The following is a 20,709-nucleotide window of genomic DNA, read 5'->3' as shown; positions in this document are numbered from 1 at the left end:
GAGAAGCGGCGTGACGAGAACGACCGGTGGAGTTCGTGGAGTTGGTGAAGCTGGTGGAGCCGCGACGCCGACCGGGCTCTGGGCGGGCGCGGACTTCCAGGAGCCGCCCCGGACCGCCGACGGCGTGGCGCTGTGCGGCGCGTGCCGTGCCGCCGGTTCCTGCCGTCTGGGTGTCGAAGGTGAACGGCTCGACGGCGACGGCGTGGCGGTCTTCGAGCTCACCTGTCCCCGCGACCAGGAGGGTGGCCCGAATGTCGCGCACGGCGGTTGGACGGCGGCCGTGCTGGATGACTGCCTCGGTCATCTCCCGCTGCTGCACCGGGTATTGAGCGTGACGGCGGAGTTGAGCGTGAGCTTCGTGAAGCCGGTGCCGGTGGAACGGCCGCTGGAGGTCCGGGCCTGGGTCGAGCGGCGCGAGGGCCGGCGCTGGTACATCGCGGGCGAGATGGTGCTGCTGCCGACCCGCGCCGTGGTGGCCCGGGCCTCCGGGATCTGGGTGTCCCGCGACCGGGGCCACTTCGCGCGGCACGAGGAGTGGCTGGCCGCCCAGGAGGCCAAGAGCGACAGTGCGGGCAACGGCAACGGCGAGGGTCAGTAGGACCGCAGCCCCATGCTCCGGGCGATCCCGTTGCGCTGGATCTGGCTGGTGCCCCCGGAGATCGTCGCCACGATCGACTCCCGGTAACGGAAGCTCATCACGCTCTCGGTCGAGAAGCCGTGCCCGGCACAGACCTGCATCCCGAGCCGGGCGGCCGCCACATACGTCTCCGACCCCTTCAGCTTGGCCATCGAGCCCTCCCGGGTGCAGGGCTTGCCCTGGGCGAGCAGCCAGGCGGCGCGGTACGCGAGCAGCCGAGCGGAGTCGATCTCGGTCTGGAGGTCGGCCATGTCGTGGGCGAGGGCCTGGAAGTTCCCGATCGGACGGCCGAAGGCGTGCCGCGTGCGGGAGTACTCCAGCATCTCGTCCAATGTGGCCTGCGCGGCGCCGAGATACCCCCCGGTGATGATCACCTTCTCCAGTTCGATGTTGGAGAGCATGACCTTCCAGCCCTCGTCGCGCGGTCCGACGAGGTTCTCCTTCGGGACGAGGGCGTCGTTGAAGAAGACCTCGTTGGTGCCGAGGATGTGCCGGGCCAGCGTCGGCGTCCGGCGCACCTCGACGCCTTCCGTCGCGGGGTCGACGAGCAGCAGGCTGATCCCGCCGTGCTTGGGCTCGCGGGGCCCGGTCCGCACGTAGGTCGCGATGGTCGTGTCGGGCAGACCGCCGCCCGTGCACCACGCCTTCTGCCCGCGGACGAGGAACTGGTCGCCGTAGTCCTCGGCGGTGGTGCGCAAGGCAGCGGCGTCGGACCCGCTGTCGGGTTCGCTGAGGCCGACGGCGAGCCGGTGGCGCCCCGTCATCACCTGCCGGCGGATGAAGTCGCGCTGCGCCTCGTTGCCCCACCGGAACACGGTGATCCCCGGGATGAGCACGCCGATGTAGCACATGGCGACGTCGAAGCTGGCCCGCCCCAACTCCTCCGCGATCAGGATGAGTTCGAGCGGACTGCCGCCGTCGCCGCCCTCCTCCTCGCTGAACGGGAGGGAGAACCACCCCAGATCGGCCATGCCGCGGAACAGCTCGGGCGGCACGACGCCCTCCTCGTCCCACCGCTTGGCTCTCTCGGCGGGGCACACATCGGCGACGAACTGCCGTGCCGTCGCGCGCAACAGGTCCTGCTCGTCGGTCAGCCCGAAGTCCACGGCCACTCCTCGCCCACACTAGGCTATTCATCTAGCTAATTATTCTATGTTAGCGGATAGGACGGCCCAGCCGGAATGCACCTCACCCTCTCCCGGTTCGACATCAGCGACTCGGCTCGGCCCGCACGGGTGGGGGATTGGTTCAGTGCGTGGACACACAGCTCGTGCCACAAAGGCCATGCGGCACCACAGGCACAGCACCGCCAAACGATGTCATGCACACACCTTGACCAAATTGGTCTAGACTTTTACTTTCAAGTGGTCAACTGCCTTCGGCTCACGCCCAGTTGAGACGTGCGCCCTCTTCCGCGTGCGCCGACCCGCTCGAAAGGGCCCCGACACCCCCATGACCACTCGCTCCTCCCTCCCTCGCATCGCGTTACGCGGCTCCCCCGCCCTGGCCCTGCTGGCCCTCCTGATCGGCCTCCTCACCGCGGCGCCGCCAACTGCGGCAACCGGGGCGATCACCGGTCTCGCCGGCAAGTGCCTCGACGTCGCCGGAGCCGCCTCCGCCGACGGCACACCGGTCCAGCTCTACGACTGCAACGGCACCGCCGCCCAACAGTGGACGGTCGGTACGGACAACACCGTCCGCGCGCTGGGCAAGTGCCTTGACGTCACCGGCGGTTCGACTGCCGACGGCGCCAAGGTCCAGCTGTGGACCTGCACCGGCGGCGCGAACCAGCGCTGGACGGTCACCGCCGCGAACGACATCGTCGACCCGGCCGCGAACAAGTGCCTCGACGTCTCCGACAACTCCTCCGCCAACGGGGCGCGCGTCCAGATCTGGACCTGCACGGGAGGCGCCAACCAGAAGTGGAACGCTCCCGCGCAGCAGTCGGGAGAGCAGTGCTGGGCCACGCACTACGGACCCCAGCCCGCCGGCGCGCTGACGGCCAGCGGCGAGGTCTTAGACAACAACGCGGACACGGCGGCCACGTCGCTCTCGCGCCAGCCCCAACTGCCTTTCGGTACACGGGTCCAGGTCACCAATGTCGCCAACGGCCGTTCCCTGACCGTACGGATCAACGACCGCGGGACGTTCGCCCAGACCCCGCAGGAACCGAAGTGCCTCGATCTGACGGACGGCGCCTTCAGCCGCCTCGGCGGCGTCCTCGACCCGGACGCCGGACACATCGTCGTCACCCAGACGGTTCTGGGCTGACGGCCGCGGCACGCCCGGCCGACACGAACCCATCGCCCTCGGCACCTCTCAACCACAGGAGTAAAGCCCCATGGCCACCCCCCACTCCGTACCAAGTCTCCGCAGACTCACGGTTCTGAGCAGACTGACGCTCGTCATGCTGCTCGCCGCGGCCCTGTCCGCCCTGTTCACCGTCTCCCCCGCCCGCGCGGCGGACGGCCGGATCACCGGTCTGGCCGGCAAGTGCGTCGACGTCGCCGGGGCGAACACCGCCAACGGGACCGCCGTACAGCTCTACGACTGCAACGGCACCAGCGCCCAGACCTGGTCCAACCCCGGTGACGGCACCCTGCGCGCGCTCGGCAAGTGTCTCGACGTGACCTCCGGCGGCACGGCGGACGGCACGACGGTCCAGCTCTACGACTGCAACGGCAGCGCCGCCCAGAAGTGGGCCGTCAGCTCGGCGAACGACATCGTCAACCCACAGGCCAACAAGTGCCTGGACGTCACCGGCAACAACTCGGCCAACGGCACCCGGCTCCAGATCTGGACCTGCTCCGGCGGCGCCAACCAGAAGTGGAACGCCCCCGCGAGCGGCGGCGGCACCACCCCGTCCGGCTTCGTCGTCAGTGAGGCCCAGTTCAACCAGATGTTCCCGAGCCGGAACGACTTCTACACGTACAGCGGTCTCACCGCCGCCCTGTCCGCCTACCCCGGCTTCGCCAACACCGGATCCGACACGGTCAAGAAGCAGGAGGCCGCCGCCTTCCTCGCCAACGTCAGTCACGAGACCGGCGGACTGGTCTACGTCGTCGAGCAGAACACCGCCAACTACCCGACGTACTGCGACTGGAGCCAGTCCTACGGCTGCCCGGCCGGTCAGGCCGCCTACTACGGCCGCGGTCCCATCCAGCTGTCCTGGAACTTCAACTACAAGGCCGCGGGCGACGCGTTGGGCATCGACCTCCTCAACAACCCCTGGCTGGTGCAGAACGACTCGGCCGTCGCCTGGAAGACCGGCCTGTGGTACTGGAACACGCAGTCCGGCCCGGGCACGATGACCCCGCACAACGCGATGGTCAACGGCGCCGGTTTCGGCCAGACCATCCGTTCCATCAACGGCTCCCTGGAATGCGACGGGCGCAACCCCGCGCAGGTCCAGAGCCGCGTCGACGCCTACAACCGCTTCACCTCCATCCTCGGGGTCAGCCCCGGCAGCAACCTCTACTGCTGACGCTCGCCCTCGGGCCCGCTTGACGCGAGGGCCGGTTCATCCGTGAACCGGCCCTCGCACCACACCTGCAACCAGCGGCCCGTTCGGCGGCGCCCGCCCCGGAAAATCCCAACAGCACCCATGACGGCACCCTTGCCACTAGAATTGGTGTCATGACTGCCATCACCCTGCGCATCCCCGACGCCATGGACAAACAACTCCGCGACGCCGCCGCGGGCGCCTCGTCCCTGAACGACTACATCGTGCGAGCCGTACGACGTCAGATGACCCTCGACGCCGCGCGCAAACTCGCCTCCGCCGCCCCCCTCGACCTGACGGGCGAAGGCGACACCCTGTGACCATCCGCAAGGGCGACGTCTGGGACGTCGACACCGGCAAAGGCACCCGCACCGTCCTTGTCGTCAGCCTCGACGGACTCGCCGACGCCTACGGCGCGGTCGTCGTCCTGGTCCTGCACGCCCCGGCCCAGCACCCCGACACAGCGATGAGCGTGCACCTGACCACCCCGGTGGACGCCTCCGTCGTCGCCGTCAATCTCCTCCAGCTCTCCACGCTCCGCTTCGAGACCGGCACCCCGCACGGGAACATCGGCCCCGAACAGCAGGAACTCGTCGACAACGCCCTCCGCGCGGTCCTCGACCTGTAAGCCCTACTCGACCGGGACAGCAGCCGGCGTACGGCGAGGGCTCCTGCTTTCAGCGGGCCGTCAGCGCAGTCGACGCGCCCGCAGCACCACGTCATCGGTGTGGTGCGCACCGGCGCCGCCGTCGGGTGACACCCGTGGCCGCTGCTCGTCCACCTCCACCGTCCAGTCGTCGCCGAGCAGCGCGGCGACCATGGAGGGCCAGACATAGTCGGCCGGGTCGAACCCGCCGTCGTGTTCGTGCCGGGTGTCCATCCCCGCGTGGTGCACGAGCAGCAGCACGCCTCCGGGCGCGACGGCCGCGAGCAGCGCTCGCTCGGCTGCGGCATCGGGTGTCCGCAGCAAGGCCGGATACTGCGCGGAGACCAGGTCGAAGGAGGCCGGGGGAAGCGCCGCTTCCGCCAGTCCGGCGTGCACCCAGCGGACGGTGACACCGGCGTCCTGTGCATGCTCCGCGGCCCGCTCCAGCGCTACGCCCGAGACTTCGAGCGCGGTCACGTCCCAGCCGCCGCGCGCGAGCCACACGGCATCCGCGCCCTCGCCGCAGCCGACGTCGAGCACTCGTCCGGGCGTGAGCCCTGCGACCTCGGCCACGAGCGCGCCGTTGGGCCGGCCGCTCCACAGTTGTCGGCGGTCGGCGTATCGGGTGTCCCACTCCGCCCGGACCTCGGGGTCTCCGACGTATCCGTCGGCAGGCAAGGAGGTGTCGGGCGCGGACGATTCTGCGATGTTGTCTGTCACCCGCCCACGGTCACCCACGAAGTCCTGCTCACGCCAGTCTTGTTGCTGCTCCGGCAAAACGTCGGCCCCGTCTCACGCGAGCGTCACCTCCAGGTGATGGTGTGCCGGGTGGTCCCGTTGCCGGCGACGACCGGGAGCAGGACGTAGTGCTCGAAGTCCCGCTCTCCACACAGGAAGTCCGGAGGCGCGCTTCTTGATCTGGTCGTCGTCGACCTCTTCGAGGTTGACGAGCCGGAAGGGGTCACGCCGTCGGTGAAGTCGTCGAGGTTCGCGAGGTCGACATCGGCGCGGGGCAGGGGTTCGTTCGCGGCTGTGCGGCGAGTACGGAGCCCTGCCCTTCGACGGCTTCGCCAGGTGTCACGGTGCCATCGGGTCCTGCCCGTTCATCGCGCCGGCCAGCGCGGTCCGGGCCAGGTCCCGTAGCCAGATGTGCGCGGGGTCGGTGTCGTAGCGCTGGTGCCATGACAGGTACACCGGGGCCGGCGGAAGGTCGAGGGGGAGCGGGAGCAGGACCAGGCCGAGATCCGCGGCGGCCGGACGCGCCGTTGATTCGGGGGCGGTGACAACGAGATCGGAGCCCCGCACGAACTCGAAAGCGGCCCTTTCCGTGGGCGCGGTCGCCACCACGCGCCGGGTGAGGTCCAGTCGCGCGAGAGCGTCGTCGAGGATGTTTCCGAGCCGGCCGCGCCGCGAGACGGTGATGTGCTCCGCCGCGGCGTACCGCGCGGCGGTGACAGTCTTGAGGCGGGTGAACGGGTGCCCCCGCCGTACGACGAGGGTCTGCCGGGTCTCGGCCACCCGATCGGCACGGATCTCCGGTGCGGTCGAGCCGTCGGCGTTCGCGGCGAGGTCGACTTCGCCGCGCCGCAACTCCGGTGTGTCGACGCTCGATTCCGCGATGAAGCGCAGCCGCACTCCAGGCGCCTGCTCGCGCACGGCGGCCAGCAGCGTGGGCCCACCGAGGGCGACGAGCGCGTCGTGCCAGCGGAGCGTGAAGGTGCGTTCCAGGGTCGCGAGATCAAGCTCACGGCTCGGCGCCAACACCCCCCGGACCTGTTGCAGCAGGTCGTGCACCTGTTCCCGTACGGCGATCGCGTACGGCGTCGGGGTCATCGTGCGCCCCGTGCGCACCAGGATCTGATCCCCTGTCGAACGCCGGATCCGGCCGAGGCTGCGGCTCATCGCGGGGGCCGTGACGTGCAGGCGGTCGGCGGCACCGGCCACGCTGCCCTCCTCCAGGAGGGCGTCGAGCGCGGCGAGCAGATTCAGATCCAATTGCATGGGAGTCATGCTAGCCGTGCTTTACATGCACTTGATGTTAATCATGCCCTCTCCTACCTTCGAAGCACGGGCGCCGACACAACAGGTTCTCGCCCGGTCGATCCCGATCCCCGCTGCTCAGATGGGAGCACTGCCATGCCCGAATCCATGCCGATCCCCGACCCGGCCGTCACCTCCGACGCCGACCTGCTCGCGCAGACCGCACTCGCCGTACGCACGGCCGGCGCGGCTCTGCATCAGCTCTTCGGTGACGTGGTGCCCTACCGGACCCTCGACGAGCTGATGCACGCGCTCGCCGTCAACGACGACGCGGTTCTCGATGTCCTGCGTCCCCGCCTCACCGTCCTGCGCCCAGGCGCCGGTTGGGTGGAGGAGGAATTGGCGGGCGGCCCCCTCCCGGCGGGCGAATGGTGGGTGGTGGACCCTGCCGAAGGGAACGTCAACCACCTGCACGGGCTGCCGGAGTGGGCGGTGACCGCCACCCTCGTGCGCGACAACCTGCCGGTCCTCACCGTCGTCCATCTGCCGCTGACCGGCGAGACGTACACCGCGCTCGCGGGCGCCGGCGCTCACCTCGACGGCCGGCCCCTGCACGTCTCCGACACCGTCGACCTCGGTCTCGGCATCGTGGCCACGAGTCAGGCCCGGCCGGACGAGGACGAGAAGGTCGTACGGCGCGTCGGCTCCTCGATCACCGAGATGCTCCTCGACGCGCTCGTGGTGCGGTCCGCCGTACCCGCCACCCTGCATCTGCTGAACGTGGCGGCCGGCCGGATCGACGCCTTCTGGCAGTTCGCCGGAGCCCGCGCGGACCTGCTTCCCGGGGCGCTGCTGGTCACCGAGGCCGGAGGACGGATCACCGACGTCGAGGGCCGCCCCTGGACTCCGGCGAGCGAGAGCTTCCTGGCAGCCGCGCCCGGCGTGCACGCCGGGGCCGCCGCCACGCTCTCGCGCTGATCGCACAACCCGCCCCGCAAGCACGGAAAGGACCAGAACATCATGACCACGATCGCAGTTCTCGGAAACGGCCGCGTCGGCGGCAGCCTGGCCACAGCACTCACCCGGGCCGGGCACGACGTGACCGTGGCGGACCGCTCGCCGGGTGCCGCCGCGAACGCCGCCCGGACCGCGCGGGTCGTCATCAACGCCACGCCGGGCGACACCTCCCTGGACCGGCTCGTCGCACTGCGCGAGGAACTGCGGGGCAAGATCCTCGTCGATGTCTCCAACGCCACCGTCGACGGACCGGACGGACTCCCCGCCGACCTGCTCTATCCCGGCTCAAGCCTCGCCGAACAACTCCAGGAGTCGCTCCCCGAGACCCGAGTCGTCAAAACACTCAACACCATGCTCTTCACGGTGATGACCGCGCCCGCCGCACTCACCCAGGCGCCCAGCGCCTTCCTCTCCGGCGAGGACCAACAGGCCAAGCAGACCGTGCGCGAACTTCTCACCGACCTGGGGTGGCGCATGGAGTGGATCACCGATCTCGGCGGAATCCGGACCGCCCGCGCAACGGAGGCCGCGATCCTGTTCGTACCCCACGTGATCCGGTCCAGCGGATTCACACCCTTCGCGCTCTCCATCGCCCGCTGACGCAGAACGGGCAGATACCGCACAGCCGGCGTTCGCGGCCATCTCCGCGTACGTGGCGATCAGTGGAAACTTCCGCCGCTCAACGGAGTACGAGGCTCCGGGGAACTCCCGTCCGTCGGTGGGTTCACCGGCGAGCCAGAGTTCCTCGATCTCGCCCCATTGGCCCCGGGTACCGTCGAGCCGCAGGGGCGCGGCATTCCGGATGCCGCGTGTCCGTTCATCGGTCCCGGGCCTGGTCCTGACGATGCCGCCGATCTCGTACTGGCCCCGCTTGATGTAGTCGGGGATCGGGTCGGCGGGGACGATGGCGACGTTCTCGTAGCCGGTACGGATGAGGTCGCGGTACAGCACACCGCACAGCAGTGGCTGGACAGCGATCACGCCACCCGCGAACGGTGACACTCCTTGACCGAAGCCCGGCGCCGTCACCTCGACATCACCGGGTAGCCGCCGCCCAGCGGTTTGTCCCCACCGACATCTGCCGCACCCTCCCTCTGAGCGTCACCTGGGTCCCGCAGCGGGCGATCCTCGAACAGACCGACGCCTTCGTCACCCACGCCGACACGGGCGGGTGCGGCGACGGGGTTCTCGCCGGGGTGGCGATGAACCCGCACTGCGGGGAGCCGAGCAGTTCACGAACGCCGACCGGTAGCCGGAGCCGCCTGCTCGACGTCGGGCTGGAAAAGCCTCACGGTCTTGCGTGACACCCTTCAGTTGATGATTTCGGCGCGATCATCCACACGGATCGCGGCCAGCCGGTCCCGCCACATCTGGAGAGCCTCGGGCGTCAGTCGCGTCCAGTCGGTGACCTCGCCGACGATCCGAAGGGGTTCCCTGCTGCGATAGGAGCGGGTGGGATTGCCGGGGAACTTCTTGTCGGTGACGTTCGGGTCGTTCTCGAACTCCCCGGTCGGTTCGACGGCATACACGCGCGGAACCCCGTCACCGGCGGCGAGTTCGGCGGCAAGTCCCGCGCCGTCACGCAACGCGGTGAAGTAGACGTGATTCATCACGACTTCGGGCCGATAGTTGGAACGGAAGCCGGCGGTGAGGTGATCTCCGACCTCCAGCTCCGCCTTCGTGCCGTGGAAAAAGGGCCCCTCGTCCAACACCTCGTCCATCGCGCCAGGCTATCAACCCAAGCTCTCGTGACGGCGAGTCATCCAGGACGGCTCAGCCGCCACATCACGCCGGCCACCAGCACGTGACCTCGACGGCATGGTCACGGCTACCACTCTCCGTCAGCGCCGCCCCCGCCTCCTCAGCCTCCGGCACGCGCCCCCGCCGAGATGACTTCCTTCAACCACTACGCCCTCGGCACGATCGCCAGTGGCTGCACAACACCACCGTCGCCGGCCTGACCACCTCATCACCCGGTTACGGCGACATCGTCTTCCGCTCCAGACCGAGTGGCGGCATCACCTGGGCCGTCGCCGTCCACGAGTCCCCTACGGCCGCGTGGCCATCCGCTGGGAGCAGCACGCCTCGGGCATCACGGTGCACACGACGGTGCCCACCGGGGCGACGGCACTGATCGAATGGCCGGACGCAGACGTCTCCGGCCTGGACACCGGAACCAACGACCACGACATGGGAACCGCGTCGTCCGACGGAACAGCCGGTGTCCCTCATGCCGCCGGGAGGGTGAGTCCGACGGTGGGACCGACCGCCGCAGGCTCAGTTGCCCACAGTGAAACGCCGGTTGAGGTACCGGGGATTCTCGATCTCGTCGACGAGGGCGACGGCGTAGTCCTCGTAGGAGATGCGAGCCTGGCCGTCGTCCCCGACGACGGGGTGGTCGAGGTCGGCGCGGTAGCGGCCGGTGCGCTCACCGGGCGCGAAGTGGACCGGCGGCGGGGAGAGGTAGGTCCAGGTCACTTCCTCGCCGAGGCGGAGATAGGCGTCGAGGGCCTGGATCTGGCCGACGGCATACGGCTTGTACTCCTCCGGAAAACCGGGGGCGTCGAAGAAGCGCACGCCGTCCTGGTTGAGCAGGCCGGCGCCGCCACCCATGTGCACGACACGCGGTCCTTTGGCACCCAGGTCCCGGACCGCAGCGGCGACCGTGGCCACGGCGTCGGTGTACAGCCGGGCCTCCGGTCCGCCCACCGTCAGCACCAGCGCGTCCGCGTTCGCGGCGAGGCCGGCGACGGAGTCGGGGTCGGTCACGTCACCGGTCACCGCCCTTACACCGGTGGGGAGTTGGCCGACGCGGGAGAGGTCCCGGGCGACGGCGGTGACTTCGTGACCGCGTGCGGCGGCCTCGGCCACGACTCGGGAGCCGGCCTTCCCGGCCGCTCCGAACACGACGATCCTGCTCATGGGGCTCCTCTTCCTGTTGCTCAAACGTGTGTGGCCCAGGACCGGGCGGATGCGCGGGGCCGGTGACGATCATGCGGTCCAACGGCGGCTGCCATGGTCGGACGGCGACTCGTCACAGCCCGCGCCCGTCTCCACTCTCTCCCCTCACCCCTTGGCCAGCGAGATAAGCTGGGGACCTCCTGTGGTCGAAAACGGACAGGAGTGAGATCGAGGTGCCGACCGCGCACGCTGCCGTCCCGGACCGTACGAACGCCGACCCGATCCCGGGCTTCGGTTTCAATCCGCCGACGGCTCCCGTCCTCGGCATGGAGATCACCGACCTTGCCTCCCTGCACGACCGAATGCCTGACGGCGGCTTGGAGCGCGTGCACCGGGTCGCTTTCCACACCCTCACGCTGATCACCGAGGGCAGCGGCGAGCACACCGTCGACTTCGTCACCTACCCCTGCCGCCCGGGCACCCTGCTGTGGATCCGCCCGGGCCAGGTCCAGCGCTTCGGCCGCCGCGGCATCATGAACGGCACCCATCTCCTGTTCACGCCCGCATTCCCACCGCACGTGACGAGCGCCGAGCGTCTGCTCGACGAGTGGTCCGGACCCACCTGCCGGCAACTGGCCACCGGCCGGGACTACGCCGTCCTGTCCGCCCTGATGAACCAGATCCGCACCGAGTTCACCCGCCCCGACGGCACGGTGTCGCAGGAGATCCTCCAACTCCAGCTCGCCACACTGCTGTTGCAGATCGACCGGCTGCCGCGCCATGGCGAGCGGGAAGGCTCGCAGGCGGGCGGCGAGATCTACGCCCGGTTCCGCGCCGAACTGGAGCGCTCCTACACCGACACCCACAAGGCCGAGGACTACGCCCGACGCCTCGGGTACAGCGTCAAGACCCTCACCCGCGTCTGCCTGGCCGCGGCCGGTCAGCCCGTCAAGCAGGTCATCGACGCCCGTGTCGCCCTGGAGGCGCAACGCCTGCTCTCCCACACCGACGAACCGGTCGCGAGGATCGCCCGCCGGCTGGGTTTCTCCGAACCCACCAACTTCGGAAAGTTCTTCGTCCGCCATACGGGCACCACCCCTGGCGATTTCCGCCGTACGCAACGAAGCCCGCGGTGAGTCCGGGCTACCGGGCCTGTGCAGGGCTTCCCGAACCTGGGGCCTTCACTGCCGTCATGAACCCTGACCGCCGGGCCTTCACAACCACGGCCCATTCAGTCGGGATGCTGAGCGATTGTTTCGAGTCGGTCGATGGCCGACTTCTGGACAGCACGCCTGGGCACGGCGGCTTTCCAGGTAGCTCGCAGGCGTAGGTCCAGTTTCGGAGCACCGCGCCGACCCGCTAGACCTGCCGAACAAGCTGCGAGAAGAGGCCAACAGCCCGTCGCCCAAAGCGTCGGTGAGCCTCCGGGCGGCCCCATCGACTCTTCGAAAACTTTCTGCGTCTGAACCGAATGATGCGAGAGGTATTGACGCCCTTCATGGGCCATCTACTATCCACAACGTCCGAACCCCCGATGAGTGTTCGACATGACGAATGCCACCAGTCGGTGGAGTCACGCACACCGCGCGAGCCCGGCAAGGCAGCCCATCGGTACACACCCGATCGCAGTGCACCAGCCAGAACGAGGTGCTTGTCATGACTCGATCAATATCTGGATGCCGCAGAACACGGGGAACGGCCATCAGGCCATCCGTCACCGCCGCTCCCCCTCCCCGCCGGCAGCAGGCACGTACCCCTCGTCGGCCCAGACACTGCACCACTCCCCCGGAGAGCCGATCCTCCCCTCGAACCACATGGTCGACCGGGGATCGCGCGGCTACGTCAGAGGCATCATCCGGGCATCGAAGCCCGCCTCCCACCCGAGCAACAGGACGTTCATCCAGCTCGCCCGGACCTCCGACCCACGCACACCCATCCGGAATCCCTGCATCCCCCTCACCCGCCAACAGCGCCCGGGGCGTGCCGTATCCGACTCCCGACGACACCGGGTCGACCGTCGGCAGCGGGCCCGAACCCGCCCGGTACCGGCACGGCTTCCGCGCCACGAACCCGCACGTCTCGGGCCCCGCCTGCCCGTACGCCAACGCCGGCATCCCGCCGAGACGTCCAGCCCCGGCACACGCACCACGTCACACATCGCACCGCACCCGCACCCGCACCCGCACCCGCACCCGCACCCGCACCCGCACCCGACCGTACGAGGAGAACCGTGAACCTTCTGCGTAGACTCGGCCTGCGTCAGACCGCGGCCCTGGGCCTGCTGGCCGCCACCACACTGGTGGCGGCGGGCCATGCCGCCGCCACTCCCACCGCCGTCCGGGCCACCACCCTGGGCGCCCAAGCCGCCCAGTCCGGACGGTACTTCGGGGCCGCCGTCGCGGCCGGCAAGCTCGGTGACGGGACGTACGCGACGATCCTGGACCGCGAGTTCAACATGGTCACGCCCGAGAACGAGATGAAGTGGGACACGACGGAACCCTCCCGCGGCTCGTTCAACTTCGGCCCCGCCGACCAGATCGTCAACCATGCGACCGCCCACGGACAGCGCCTGCGCGGACACACCCTCGTCTGGCACTCCCAACTGCCCGGCTGGGTCAGCGGTATCACCGACGCGAACACCCTGCGGACCGTGATGAACAACCACATCACCAGCGTCATGAACCACTACAAGGACAAGATCTACGCCTGGGACGTGGTCAACGAGGCGTTCGCCGACGGCGGCAGCGGCCAGCACCGCAGCTCGGTCTTCCAGAACGTCCTCGGCGACGGCTTCATCGAACAGGCCTTCCGTACCGCCCGCGCGGCCGACCCGGCGGCAAAGCTCTGCTACAACGACTACAACATCGAGAACTGGAGCGACGCCAAGACCCAGGGCGTCTACCGCATGGTGCGCGACTTCAGGTCGCGTGGCGTCCCCATCGACTGCGTCGGTTTCCAGGCCCACTTCGGCACCGGCGGGCCGCCCGCGAGTCTCCAGACCACGCTGTCGAACTTCGCCGCGCTCGGTGTGGACGTACAGATCACCGAACTGGACATCGCGCAGGCACCCTCGGCCGCGTACACGAACACCGTCAAGGCGTGCATGAACGTCGCCCGCTGCACCGGCATCACGGTGTGGGGCATCCGGGACAGCGACTCCTGGCGTACCGGCCAGAACCCGCTGCTGTTCGACAACGGCGGCAACAAGAAGCCCGCGTACAACGCGGTGTTGTCGGCTCTGGGAGGCACTGCCACCACGGCCCGCAGTTCCACGCCCCCAAGCCCCTCGGCCGCGGCCGCACTGCCGTCCTCCTTCTCCTGGAGTTCCAGCGGCGCTCTGATCGCCCCGAAGTCGGACGCGACGCACACCATCGCCGGCATCAAGGACCCGTCGGTCGTGTACTACAACGGCAAGTACCACGTGTTCGCCAGCACCGCGAGCGCCTCCGGGTACAACCTCGTGTACCTGAGCTTCAGCGACTGGTCCCAGGCGGGCTCCGCCACGCACTACTACCTCGACCGCAGCGCCATCGGCACGGGATACCGCGCGGCTCCGCAGGTGTTCTACTACGCGCCGCAGCGCCTGTGGTACCTCGTCTACCAGACCGGGAACGCCTCGTATTCGACCAACGCGGACATCAGCAATCCCAACGGCTGGAGCGCCCCGCGGAACTTCTACTCCTCGATGCCGCCGATCATCGCGCAGAACATCGGCAACGGGTACTGGGTCGACATGTGGGTGATCTGCGACAGCACCAACTGCTACCTGTTCTCCTCGGACGACAACGGGCACCTGTACCGCTCCCAGACGTCCGTCTCGCAGTTCCCCAACGGTTTCACCAACACCGTCATCGCCGCCCAGGACACCAACAAGTACGCCCTCTTCGAGGCGAGCAACGTGTACAAGGTGCAAGGCGCCAACCAGTACCTCCTCCTCGTCGAGGCCATCGGCTCGGACGGACGACGCTACTTCCGGTCCTGGACCGCCAGCGGTCTCGCGGGCTCGTGGAGCGCGCTGGCCGCCTCCGAGAGCAACCCGTTCGCCCGGGCGGGCAACGTCGCCTTCCCGGCCGGTGCCTGGACGAAGGACATCAGCCACGGTGAGATGATCCGCGCCGGCTACGACCAGACGCTGACCATCCCCGCCTGCAAGCTCCAGTACCTCTACCAGGGCCACGACCCGAACGCGAGCGGCGACTACGACACTCTGCCGTGGCGGCTCGGCCTGCTGACACAGACCAACTCCGCCTGCTGACCGCTCCCGGACGATCCCGCCGCCCGCGAGGCGCGGGATCCGCCGGGATCCGTTCCTCGACCCTGTCGAGGAACGGATCCCGGCGGTCACACACCACGTCCGCAGGTCACGACAACGGCGGGTACGCGTTCTGGATCAACTGCTGGAACTGGGCGGAGAACCAGTGTCCGGCCAGCGGCGAGTCCGGCAGCGCACCCGTGGGGTTGTTGCCGTTGCGCGCGTTGCCGCCGTACGTCGGGTCGCACATCCGGTCGAAGCCCTTCCCCTCGTCATTGGGGACGGCAGCGCTGTTGCCGTCGGACTCCCCCGGCGGCTTGACCCACACGTAGGCGTCGATGCCGGCAGCCGGAGCCGCTGTCGGCCGCTCCCCGATGCCTGCCCCGCTCTGGTTGCACCAGTTACCTGCGTGGATCCGCCGGTCGACACGGCTGCTGTCGACGTAGCCGTCCACGGTGGTCTGCGCCCCAGGACCGGTGGGCCGGGCGGAGCCGCCCCAGCCGTTGCGTGATGTGTCGATCAGCATGCCGAGTCCGGAGTCGAATCCGGACGCGACGAGCTTGCTGCGCAGCGCCTGGGCGAAGGACTGCTCGTCCACGTACTGGTTCCAGTCCACCCACTTCGACTGGCGTACGGTCTGTCCGTTCACCGTGTCGGTGACCTTGAGGTACGGCTCCTTGGTGGGGCTGTAGTTCGCGGTGTTGACGATGAAGCCGGCCACGTCGTTCACGCTCGCGCCGTTCGACGTCGCGACCTTGTGGAACTCCTGCACCGCGGGATCGAGATTGCTGTCCCAGCCGAGCCAGCCGTGGTGGGCGGCGTCGATGTAGTTGTAGACGTTGGGGATGGCACCCAGCTTGTCCAGGGCGTAGCCGACGCCCTTCTCGTAGTTGCCGTTGGACTTCATGGTCACGCAGGCGTCGGTGGACGTGGCGGTGCCGCCGGCGTTGGTGACCAGGTTGGGCAGCGAGTCGGGCTCGATCACGGTGGCGATCCGCAGACCTGCGTACTTGGCGTCGGACAGGATCGACGCGATGGGGTCGATGTACTGGGACTTGTACTTGTCGAGGTCGTTGGGTCCCAGTTCGCCGTTGGACGCCAGGGCGGCGCAGTCGCGGCCGGGCAGGTCGTAGATGACGAGCTGGACGACGAGATCGCCGGAGCCCTTCTGCCTCAGCGCCTCGTCGAGGTGGGCGCGCAGGCTCATGCCTCCGCTCACACCGTTGATGGCGGCGATGCGGTCCAGCCAGACGGCGGTGGGCTGGTTGGCGATGCGGCTGCCGCCCGGTTCAGCGGCCGCCTTCGCTGACCACTCGGGGTTCACGTACACCTTGGCACCGGTGTAGGGGTTGTCGGCACGGCTGCCGGTGTCGCCACCTCCACCGCCGCCTCCGGTGCCACCACCCGTACCGCCGCCGCTCCCGCCTCCGGTGCCGCCACCGTTGTCGACGTTGCAGGCGACGCCGTCGAGCGTGAACGTGGCGGGCACGCTGTTGGTGCCGCTGTAGGAGCCGTTGAACCCGAAGCTGACCGAACCTCCGCTCGCGAGAGATCCGTTGTAGCTCTCATTGGCGGCGGTGACGTCGGCACCGCTCTGGCTGAGCTTCGTGTTCCAGGCGTTCGTGACCTTCTGGTTGCCGGCATACGACCACTTCACGGCCCAACTCGACTTGGCGGCCGCGTTGTTGATGATGGTCACGGCGGCGGTGAAGCCGGTGTCCCACTGACTCTGCACCTTGTAGTCGACGGTGCAGGGGATGGACGAGATGGCGGCGCCGGCCTGGCCGACGAGGAACGCCGACCCCGTCGTCCCGGCGACCAGCGCCACGGCGACGAGCAGCGTTGTCCTGGTGTGACTCATGTGCGGGTGCTTCCTTCTCTCGTGGGGGACTTACGGACGAAGAGCGCGCGAACGATCGCGCGAACCCCTGCCCGGGGCACGCGTGACGTTGCGGTGATCGGTGAGCTGGTACGTCCGGCATCGCCTCGAAGACACCGCCGTCCGGTCGGCGTTTCGAGGCCTCCGTCGTACTGGGAGGGGACGTCCAGTCAGGTTCAGGGGCGCCCGGTCGTGCGCGCAGGCGCCGACCGACGACTGGGGTTCCCTACGGTTCGAGGCGGGACTTCATGCCCTGCGTCTCGTGGCGGGCCACCGGGACACCGGCGGCATCGGCCGCCGTTCGGGGTTTCGTTCCCGGCCTTGGTGACCGGCACGGTGCGGAGAATGCGCGGCGCTCGCGAAGTACGGCGGGGCGTTCGCGGATCGGTCGACGGCGCTGTCTCGGAGTGAGCACCTGGTGGAACAGTGCGCGAGAGCGCGTCGCTGACTAAAAGTACCGAATGCGGGGGGTGTCGCATGAGCGAGTCCTTACAGCTTGGCGCGCCGCTACGGACGCGTCACTGATGGAACCGCTCCCACTGGTGGGGAGGAAGTTAGCGTCAACTGACGAGGTTTCATAGGGTCCTTGCGAAACTTTTCGCCGGATCGGCTCAGTTCGAACTTTGAACGCCCGGCATCTTGACCGTGCCCGCCTTCATCCCCACGATGGGAGCGCTCCCACTGGATTCAGGCCTTGGCATCTCTCCGTGAGTCGCGTGACGCAAGGAGGAACAGCACATGGATCCCGGACGCAAACGAAGAGCCGTACGCCGGCTCTGGACCGCCGTCGCCGCCGCGTTCGCCCTACCGTTGACGATGCTCACCACCGGCACGACCACCGCGAACGCGGCGACCGTGCAGTGCAGCGTCGACTACAAGACCAATGACTGGGGTTCCGGCTTCACCGCCGAGCTCACCCTCACCAACCGCGGCACGGCCGCCATCGACGGCTGGACCCTGACCTACGGCTACGCGGGCAACCAGAAGCTCAGCAACGGCTGGAACGGCATCTGGTCGCAGTCCGGTCGGTCGATCACCGTGCAGAACGCCTCCTACAACGGCACCGTCGCCGCGGGCGCCGCGGTCTCGACCGGCGCGCAGTTCAGCTACAGCGGGACGAACACCGCACCCACCTCGTTCGCGTTCAACGGCACCACCTGCGCCGGCGCCCATCAGCCACCGATCACGGTGCTGACCAGCCCGAGCGCGGGCGCGATCTACACGCAGGGGGCCGCGATCCCGCTCGCGGCGACCGCGGCGGCGGCCGACAACGCGACGATCAGCAAGGTGGAGTTCTACGACGACACCACGCTGCTCGCCACCGACACGAGCGCGCCCTACGCGTACTCGGCCTCTGGTTTGACCGTGGGCAGTCACTCCCTGCTGGCGAAGGCGTACGACAGTCTGGGCGCGTCCGCGGAATCCACGCCGGTCGGCATCACCGTCGCCGCGGGTCCTGCCATCGTGGCCTCGACCTCCCAACTCGCCGTCCAGCAGGGCAAGACGGCGACGTACGACGTGAAGCTCTCGACCCAGCCGTCGGCGAACGTGACCGTGACGACCGCCCGGACCGGCGGCAACTCGGGACTGTCGGTCACCGGCGGGGCCTCGCTCACCTTCACCCAGTCGAACTGGAACACCGCGCAGAAGGTGACCGTCACGGCGGACTCCTCCGGCACGGGGGCGGCGACCTTCGAGTCGACGGCCGCAGGGCTCGCCAAGGCCACGGTGACGGTCACCCAGATCGCGGCGACGGGCACGTACAACGCCCGCTTCCTGGATCTGTACGGCAAGATCACCAACCCGGCCAACGGCTACTTCTCCCCCGAGGGCATCCCCTACCACTCGGTGGAGACCTTGATCGTCGAGGCCCCGGACCAGGGCCACGAGACCACGTCGGAGGCGTACAGCTACCTCCTGTGGCTCCAGGCCATGTACGGCAAGGTCACCGGTGACTGGACCAAGTTCAACGGCGCCTGGGACATCATGGAGAAGTACATGATCCCCACCCACGCCGACCAGCCCACCAACTCCTTCTACAACGCCTCCAAGCCGGCCACCTACGCGCCCGAGGAGGACACGCCGAACCAGTACCCGACCGCGCTCGACTCCTCCGTGCCCGTAGGCTCGGACCCGCTGGCCGGTGAACTGAAATCGGCCTACAACACCGACGACGTCTACGGCATGCACTGGATCCAGGACGTCGACAACACCTACGGGTTCGGCAACACCCCGGGCGGCAAGTGCGAGGCCGGCCCGACGGAGACCGGACCGTCCTACCTCAACACCTTCCAGCGCGGCCCGCAGGAATCGGTGTGGGAGACGGTGCCGCAGCCGACCTGCGACGCCTTCAAGTACGGCGGAACCAACGGGTACCTGGACCTCTTCACCGGTGACTCCTCGTACGCCAAGCAGTGGAAGTACACGGACGCCCCGGACGCCGACGCGCGCGCCGTCCAGGCCGCGTACTGGGCCGACACCTGGGCGAAGCAGCAGGGCAAGGGCAGCGATGTCTCCACGACCGTCGGCAAGGCCGCGAAGATGGGCGACTACCTGCGCTACGCCATGTACGACAAGTACTTCAAGAAAATCGGCAACTGTGTCGGCCCGGCCACCTGCCCGGCCGGCACCGGCAAGGACGCCTCGCACTACCTGCTCTCCTGGTACTACGCCTGGGGCGGCTCCAACGACACCAGCGGTGGTTGGGCCTGGCGGATCGGGTCGAGCTACGCCCACAGCGGCTACCAGAACCCGCTCGCCGCGTACGCGCTCAGCGCCGACGCCGACCTGAAGCCCAAGTCGTCGACCGGCGCGGCCGACTGGGGCAAGTCTCTCCAGCGGCAACTGGAGTTCTACCGCTGGCTCCAGTCGGACGAGGGCGCCATCGCCGGCGGCTCGACCAACAGCTGGGCGGGCCGGTACGCGAGTCCGCCGGCCGGGACGTCGACGTTCTACGGCATGTACTACGACCAGCAGCCCGTCTACCACGACCCGCCGTCCAACCAGTGGTTCGGCTTCCAGGCGTGGTCCATGGAGCGGGTCGCGGAGTACTACCAGCAGACGGGGAACGCCAGCGCGAAAGCGGTCCTCGACAAGTGGGTGGCGTGGGCGCTGTCCAAGACCACGATCAACCCGGACGGCACGTATCTGATCCCCTCGACGCTGCAGTGGTCGGGGCAGCCCGACACCTGGAACGCGTCAAGTCCCGGTGCCAATGCGGGACTTCACGTCACCGTCGCCGACTACACCAACGACGTCGGCGTGGCCGCCGCGTACGCCAAGACCCTGACGTACTACGGCGCCAAGTCCGGTGACGCGAAGGCGAAGTCGACAGCGAAGGCGCTGCTGGACGGGATGTGGGGCAACTACCAGGACAGCCTCGGTATCGCCGTTCCGGAGACCCGCACCGACTACAGCCGGTTCAACGACCCGGTCTACGTGCCCAGCGGCTGGACCGGCAAGATGCCGAACGGCGAAGCGATCAACTCGTCCTCGACGTTCGCCTCCATCCGGGCCTTCTACAAGAACGACCCGGCCTGGTCGAAGGTCGAGGCCTATCTCAAGGGCGGCGCCGCGCCCGTCTTCACCTACCACCGATTCTGGGCCCAGGCGGACATCGCCCTGGCCATGGGCTCGTACGCGGAGCTGCTTGAGCAGCCCCCCGCCGGCGCTCCGCGTACGGACCCCGTCACCTGACGACGGGGTCACCGGCCGGGCGGCCCCTCCCGCGCAGGGGACTGCCCGGCCATCCCAGGACAAGCTCGGGCCACCCACAAATCGGGAGCGCTCCCAATCCATGAAGGCAGGCCAACCCCGCCTGCAACTATGCCAGCGGTGAATTCGTGTGCTCGTCCCCCTCCGGCCGGTAAGATCGGTGATCTCTTGGGGGAGGTGG

The 20,709-nt window shown here is 68.7% G+C and carries 17 protein-coding genes and 2 pseudogenes; 13 read left to right on the top strand and 6 right to left on the bottom strand.

Going from position 1 to position 20,709, the window contains the following annotated elements; all coding sequences use genetic code 11:
• The first annotated feature begins 10 nt into the window (after nt 1-10).
• On the top strand, nt 11-598 hold the full coding sequence (locus ACWDEW_RS30540) for a PaaI family thioesterase (RefSeq protein WP_450516865.1): 588 nt from the start codon (nt 11-13) through the stop codon (nt 596-598).
• On the opposite strand, the gene ACWDEW_RS30535 is transcribed toward ACWDEW_RS30540, so the two are convergent.
• Nucleotides 592-1,743 carry an acyl-CoA dehydrogenase family protein gene (locus tag ACWDEW_RS30535; RefSeq protein WP_450516864.1) on the bottom strand — a complete coding sequence of 384 codons (1,152 nt, stop codon included), beginning with the start codon at nt 1,741-1,743 and terminating at the stop codon, nt 592-594. The genes ACWDEW_RS30540 and ACWDEW_RS30535 overlap by 7 nt on opposite strands.
• 346 nt (nt 1,744-2,089) lie before the next feature.
• On the opposite strand from ACWDEW_RS30535, the pseudogene ACWDEW_RS30530 reads away from it, so the two are divergent.
• The 5 genes and pseudogenes from ACWDEW_RS30530 to ACWDEW_RS30510 form a co-directional block, all read left to right on the top strand.
• Nucleotides 2,090-2,582: pseudogene (locus ACWDEW_RS30530) on the top strand (lectin); the annotation flags it as partial.
• A gap of 50 nt (nt 2,583-2,632) precedes the next feature.
• A complete protein-coding gene (locus ACWDEW_RS30525) occupies nt 2,633-2,908 on the top strand; it encodes a septal ring lytic transglycosylase RlpA family protein (protein WP_450517011.1) in 276 nt (91 codons plus the stop codon).
• A gap of 136 nt (nt 2,909-3,044) precedes the next feature.
• Nucleotides 3,045-4,121, top strand: a complete 1,077-nt coding sequence (locus tag ACWDEW_RS30520) for a glycoside hydrolase family 19 protein (protein WP_450517009.1) — start codon at nt 3,045-3,047, stop codon at nt 4,119-4,121.
• A 152-nt stretch (nt 4,122-4,273) separates the two neighbouring features.
• A complete protein-coding gene (locus tag ACWDEW_RS30515) occupies nt 4,274-4,459 on the top strand; it encodes a hypothetical protein (protein ID WP_450516862.1) in 186 nt (61 codons plus the stop codon).
• A complete protein-coding gene (locus ACWDEW_RS30510; RefSeq protein WP_427917331.1) occupies nt 4,456-4,767 on the top strand; it encodes a type II toxin-antitoxin system PemK/MazF family toxin in 312 nt (103 codons plus the stop codon). The genes ACWDEW_RS30515 and ACWDEW_RS30510 overlap by 4 nt, the downstream gene beginning before the upstream one ends.
• Before the next feature lie 60 nt (nt 4,768-4,827).
• Here the strand turns inward: ACWDEW_RS30510 and ACWDEW_RS30505 are convergent, their stop codons facing one another.
• Nucleotides 4,828-5,505, bottom strand: a complete 678-nt coding sequence (locus tag ACWDEW_RS30505) for a class I SAM-dependent methyltransferase (protein ID WP_450516860.1) — start codon at nt 5,503-5,505, stop codon at nt 4,828-4,830.
• A 357-nt stretch (nt 5,506-5,862) separates the two neighbouring features.
• Nucleotides 5,863-6,786, bottom strand: a complete 924-nt coding sequence (locus ACWDEW_RS30500; protein ID WP_450516858.1) for a LysR family transcriptional regulator — start codon at nt 6,784-6,786, stop codon at nt 5,863-5,865.
• A gap of 135 nt (nt 6,787-6,921) precedes the next feature.
• Between ACWDEW_RS30500 and ACWDEW_RS30495 the strand changes: the two genes are divergently transcribed.
• The 3 genes and pseudogenes from ACWDEW_RS30495 to ACWDEW_RS30485 all read left to right on the top strand — a co-directional run.
• Nucleotides 6,922-7,743, top strand: coding sequence for an inositol monophosphatase family protein (locus tag ACWDEW_RS30495; RefSeq protein WP_450516856.1), 822 nt, complete (start codon nt 6,922-6,924; stop codon nt 7,741-7,743).
• Between the two features lie 42 nt (nt 7,744-7,785).
• Nucleotides 7,786-8,382 carry an NADPH-dependent F420 reductase gene (locus tag ACWDEW_RS30490; protein WP_450516854.1) on the top strand — a complete coding sequence of 199 codons (597 nt, stop codon included), beginning with the start codon at nt 7,786-7,788 and terminating at the stop codon, nt 8,380-8,382.
• Nucleotides 8,383-8,885: 503 nt separating this feature from the next.
• Nucleotides 8,886-9,031 (top strand): annotated as a pseudogene (locus ACWDEW_RS30485) (glycosyl transferase); the annotation flags it as partial.
• A gap of 61 nt (nt 9,032-9,092) precedes the next feature.
• On the opposite strand, the gene arr reads toward ACWDEW_RS30485, so the two are convergent.
• Both arr and ACWDEW_RS30475 read right to left on the bottom strand, forming a co-directional pair.
• Nucleotides 9,093-9,503: an NAD(+)--rifampin ADP-ribosyltransferase gene (gene arr / locus ACWDEW_RS30480; RefSeq protein WP_019071834.1), complete on the bottom strand. Its 411-nt coding sequence runs from the start codon at nt 9,501-9,503 to the stop codon at nt 9,093-9,095.
• A gap of 556 nt (nt 9,504-10,059) precedes the next feature.
• Complete coding sequence (locus ACWDEW_RS30475; RefSeq protein WP_450516852.1) at nt 10,060-10,704, bottom strand: NAD(P)-dependent oxidoreductase; 645 nt, start codon at nt 10,702-10,704, stop codon at nt 10,060-10,062.
• Between the two features lie 212 nt (nt 10,705-10,916).
• On the opposite strand from ACWDEW_RS30475, the gene ACWDEW_RS30470 reads away from it, so the two are divergent.
• The 3 genes from ACWDEW_RS30470 (at nt 10,917) to ACWDEW_RS30460 (ending at nt 14,938) form a co-directional block, all read left to right on the top strand.
• A complete protein-coding gene (locus ACWDEW_RS30470) occupies nt 10,917-11,819 on the top strand; it encodes a helix-turn-helix domain-containing protein (protein WP_450516850.1) in 903 nt (300 codons plus the stop codon).
• Nucleotides 11,820-12,663: 844 nt separating this feature from the next.
• The gene (locus ACWDEW_RS30465) at nt 12,664-12,930 is read left to right on the top strand and encodes a hypothetical protein (protein WP_450516848.1); all 267 of its coding nucleotides are present in this window, start codon (nt 12,664-12,666) and stop codon (nt 12,928-12,930) included.
• Entirely contained in the window at nt 12,914-14,938 is a 2,025-nt protein-coding gene (locus ACWDEW_RS30460) for a non-reducing end alpha-L-arabinofuranosidase family hydrolase (RefSeq protein WP_450516846.1), read from the top strand. The genes ACWDEW_RS30465 and ACWDEW_RS30460 overlap by 17 nt, the downstream gene beginning before the upstream one ends.
• Nucleotides 14,939-15,044: 106 nt before the next feature.
• Here ACWDEW_RS30460 and ACWDEW_RS30455 read toward each other — a convergent pair whose 3' ends face one another.
• Entirely contained in the window at nt 15,045-16,796 is a 1,752-nt protein-coding gene (locus ACWDEW_RS30455; protein ID WP_450516844.1) for a glycoside hydrolase family 6 protein, read from the bottom strand.
• A 756-nt stretch (nt 16,797-17,552) separates the two neighbouring features.
• On the opposite strand from ACWDEW_RS30455, the gene ACWDEW_RS30450 reads away from it, so the two are divergent.
• Nucleotides 17,553-20,510: a glycoside hydrolase family 48 protein gene (locus ACWDEW_RS30450; protein ID WP_450516842.1), complete on the top strand. Its 2,958-nt coding sequence runs from the start codon at nt 17,553-17,555 to the stop codon at nt 20,508-20,510.
• The last annotated feature ends 199 nt before the right edge of the window (nt 20,511-20,709 follow it).

The organism is Streptomyces sp. NPDC001100, assembly GCF_053598575.1.
Note: the sequence above shows the minus strand (reverse complement) of the source record. Positions and strands in the feature narration are given on the sequence as shown.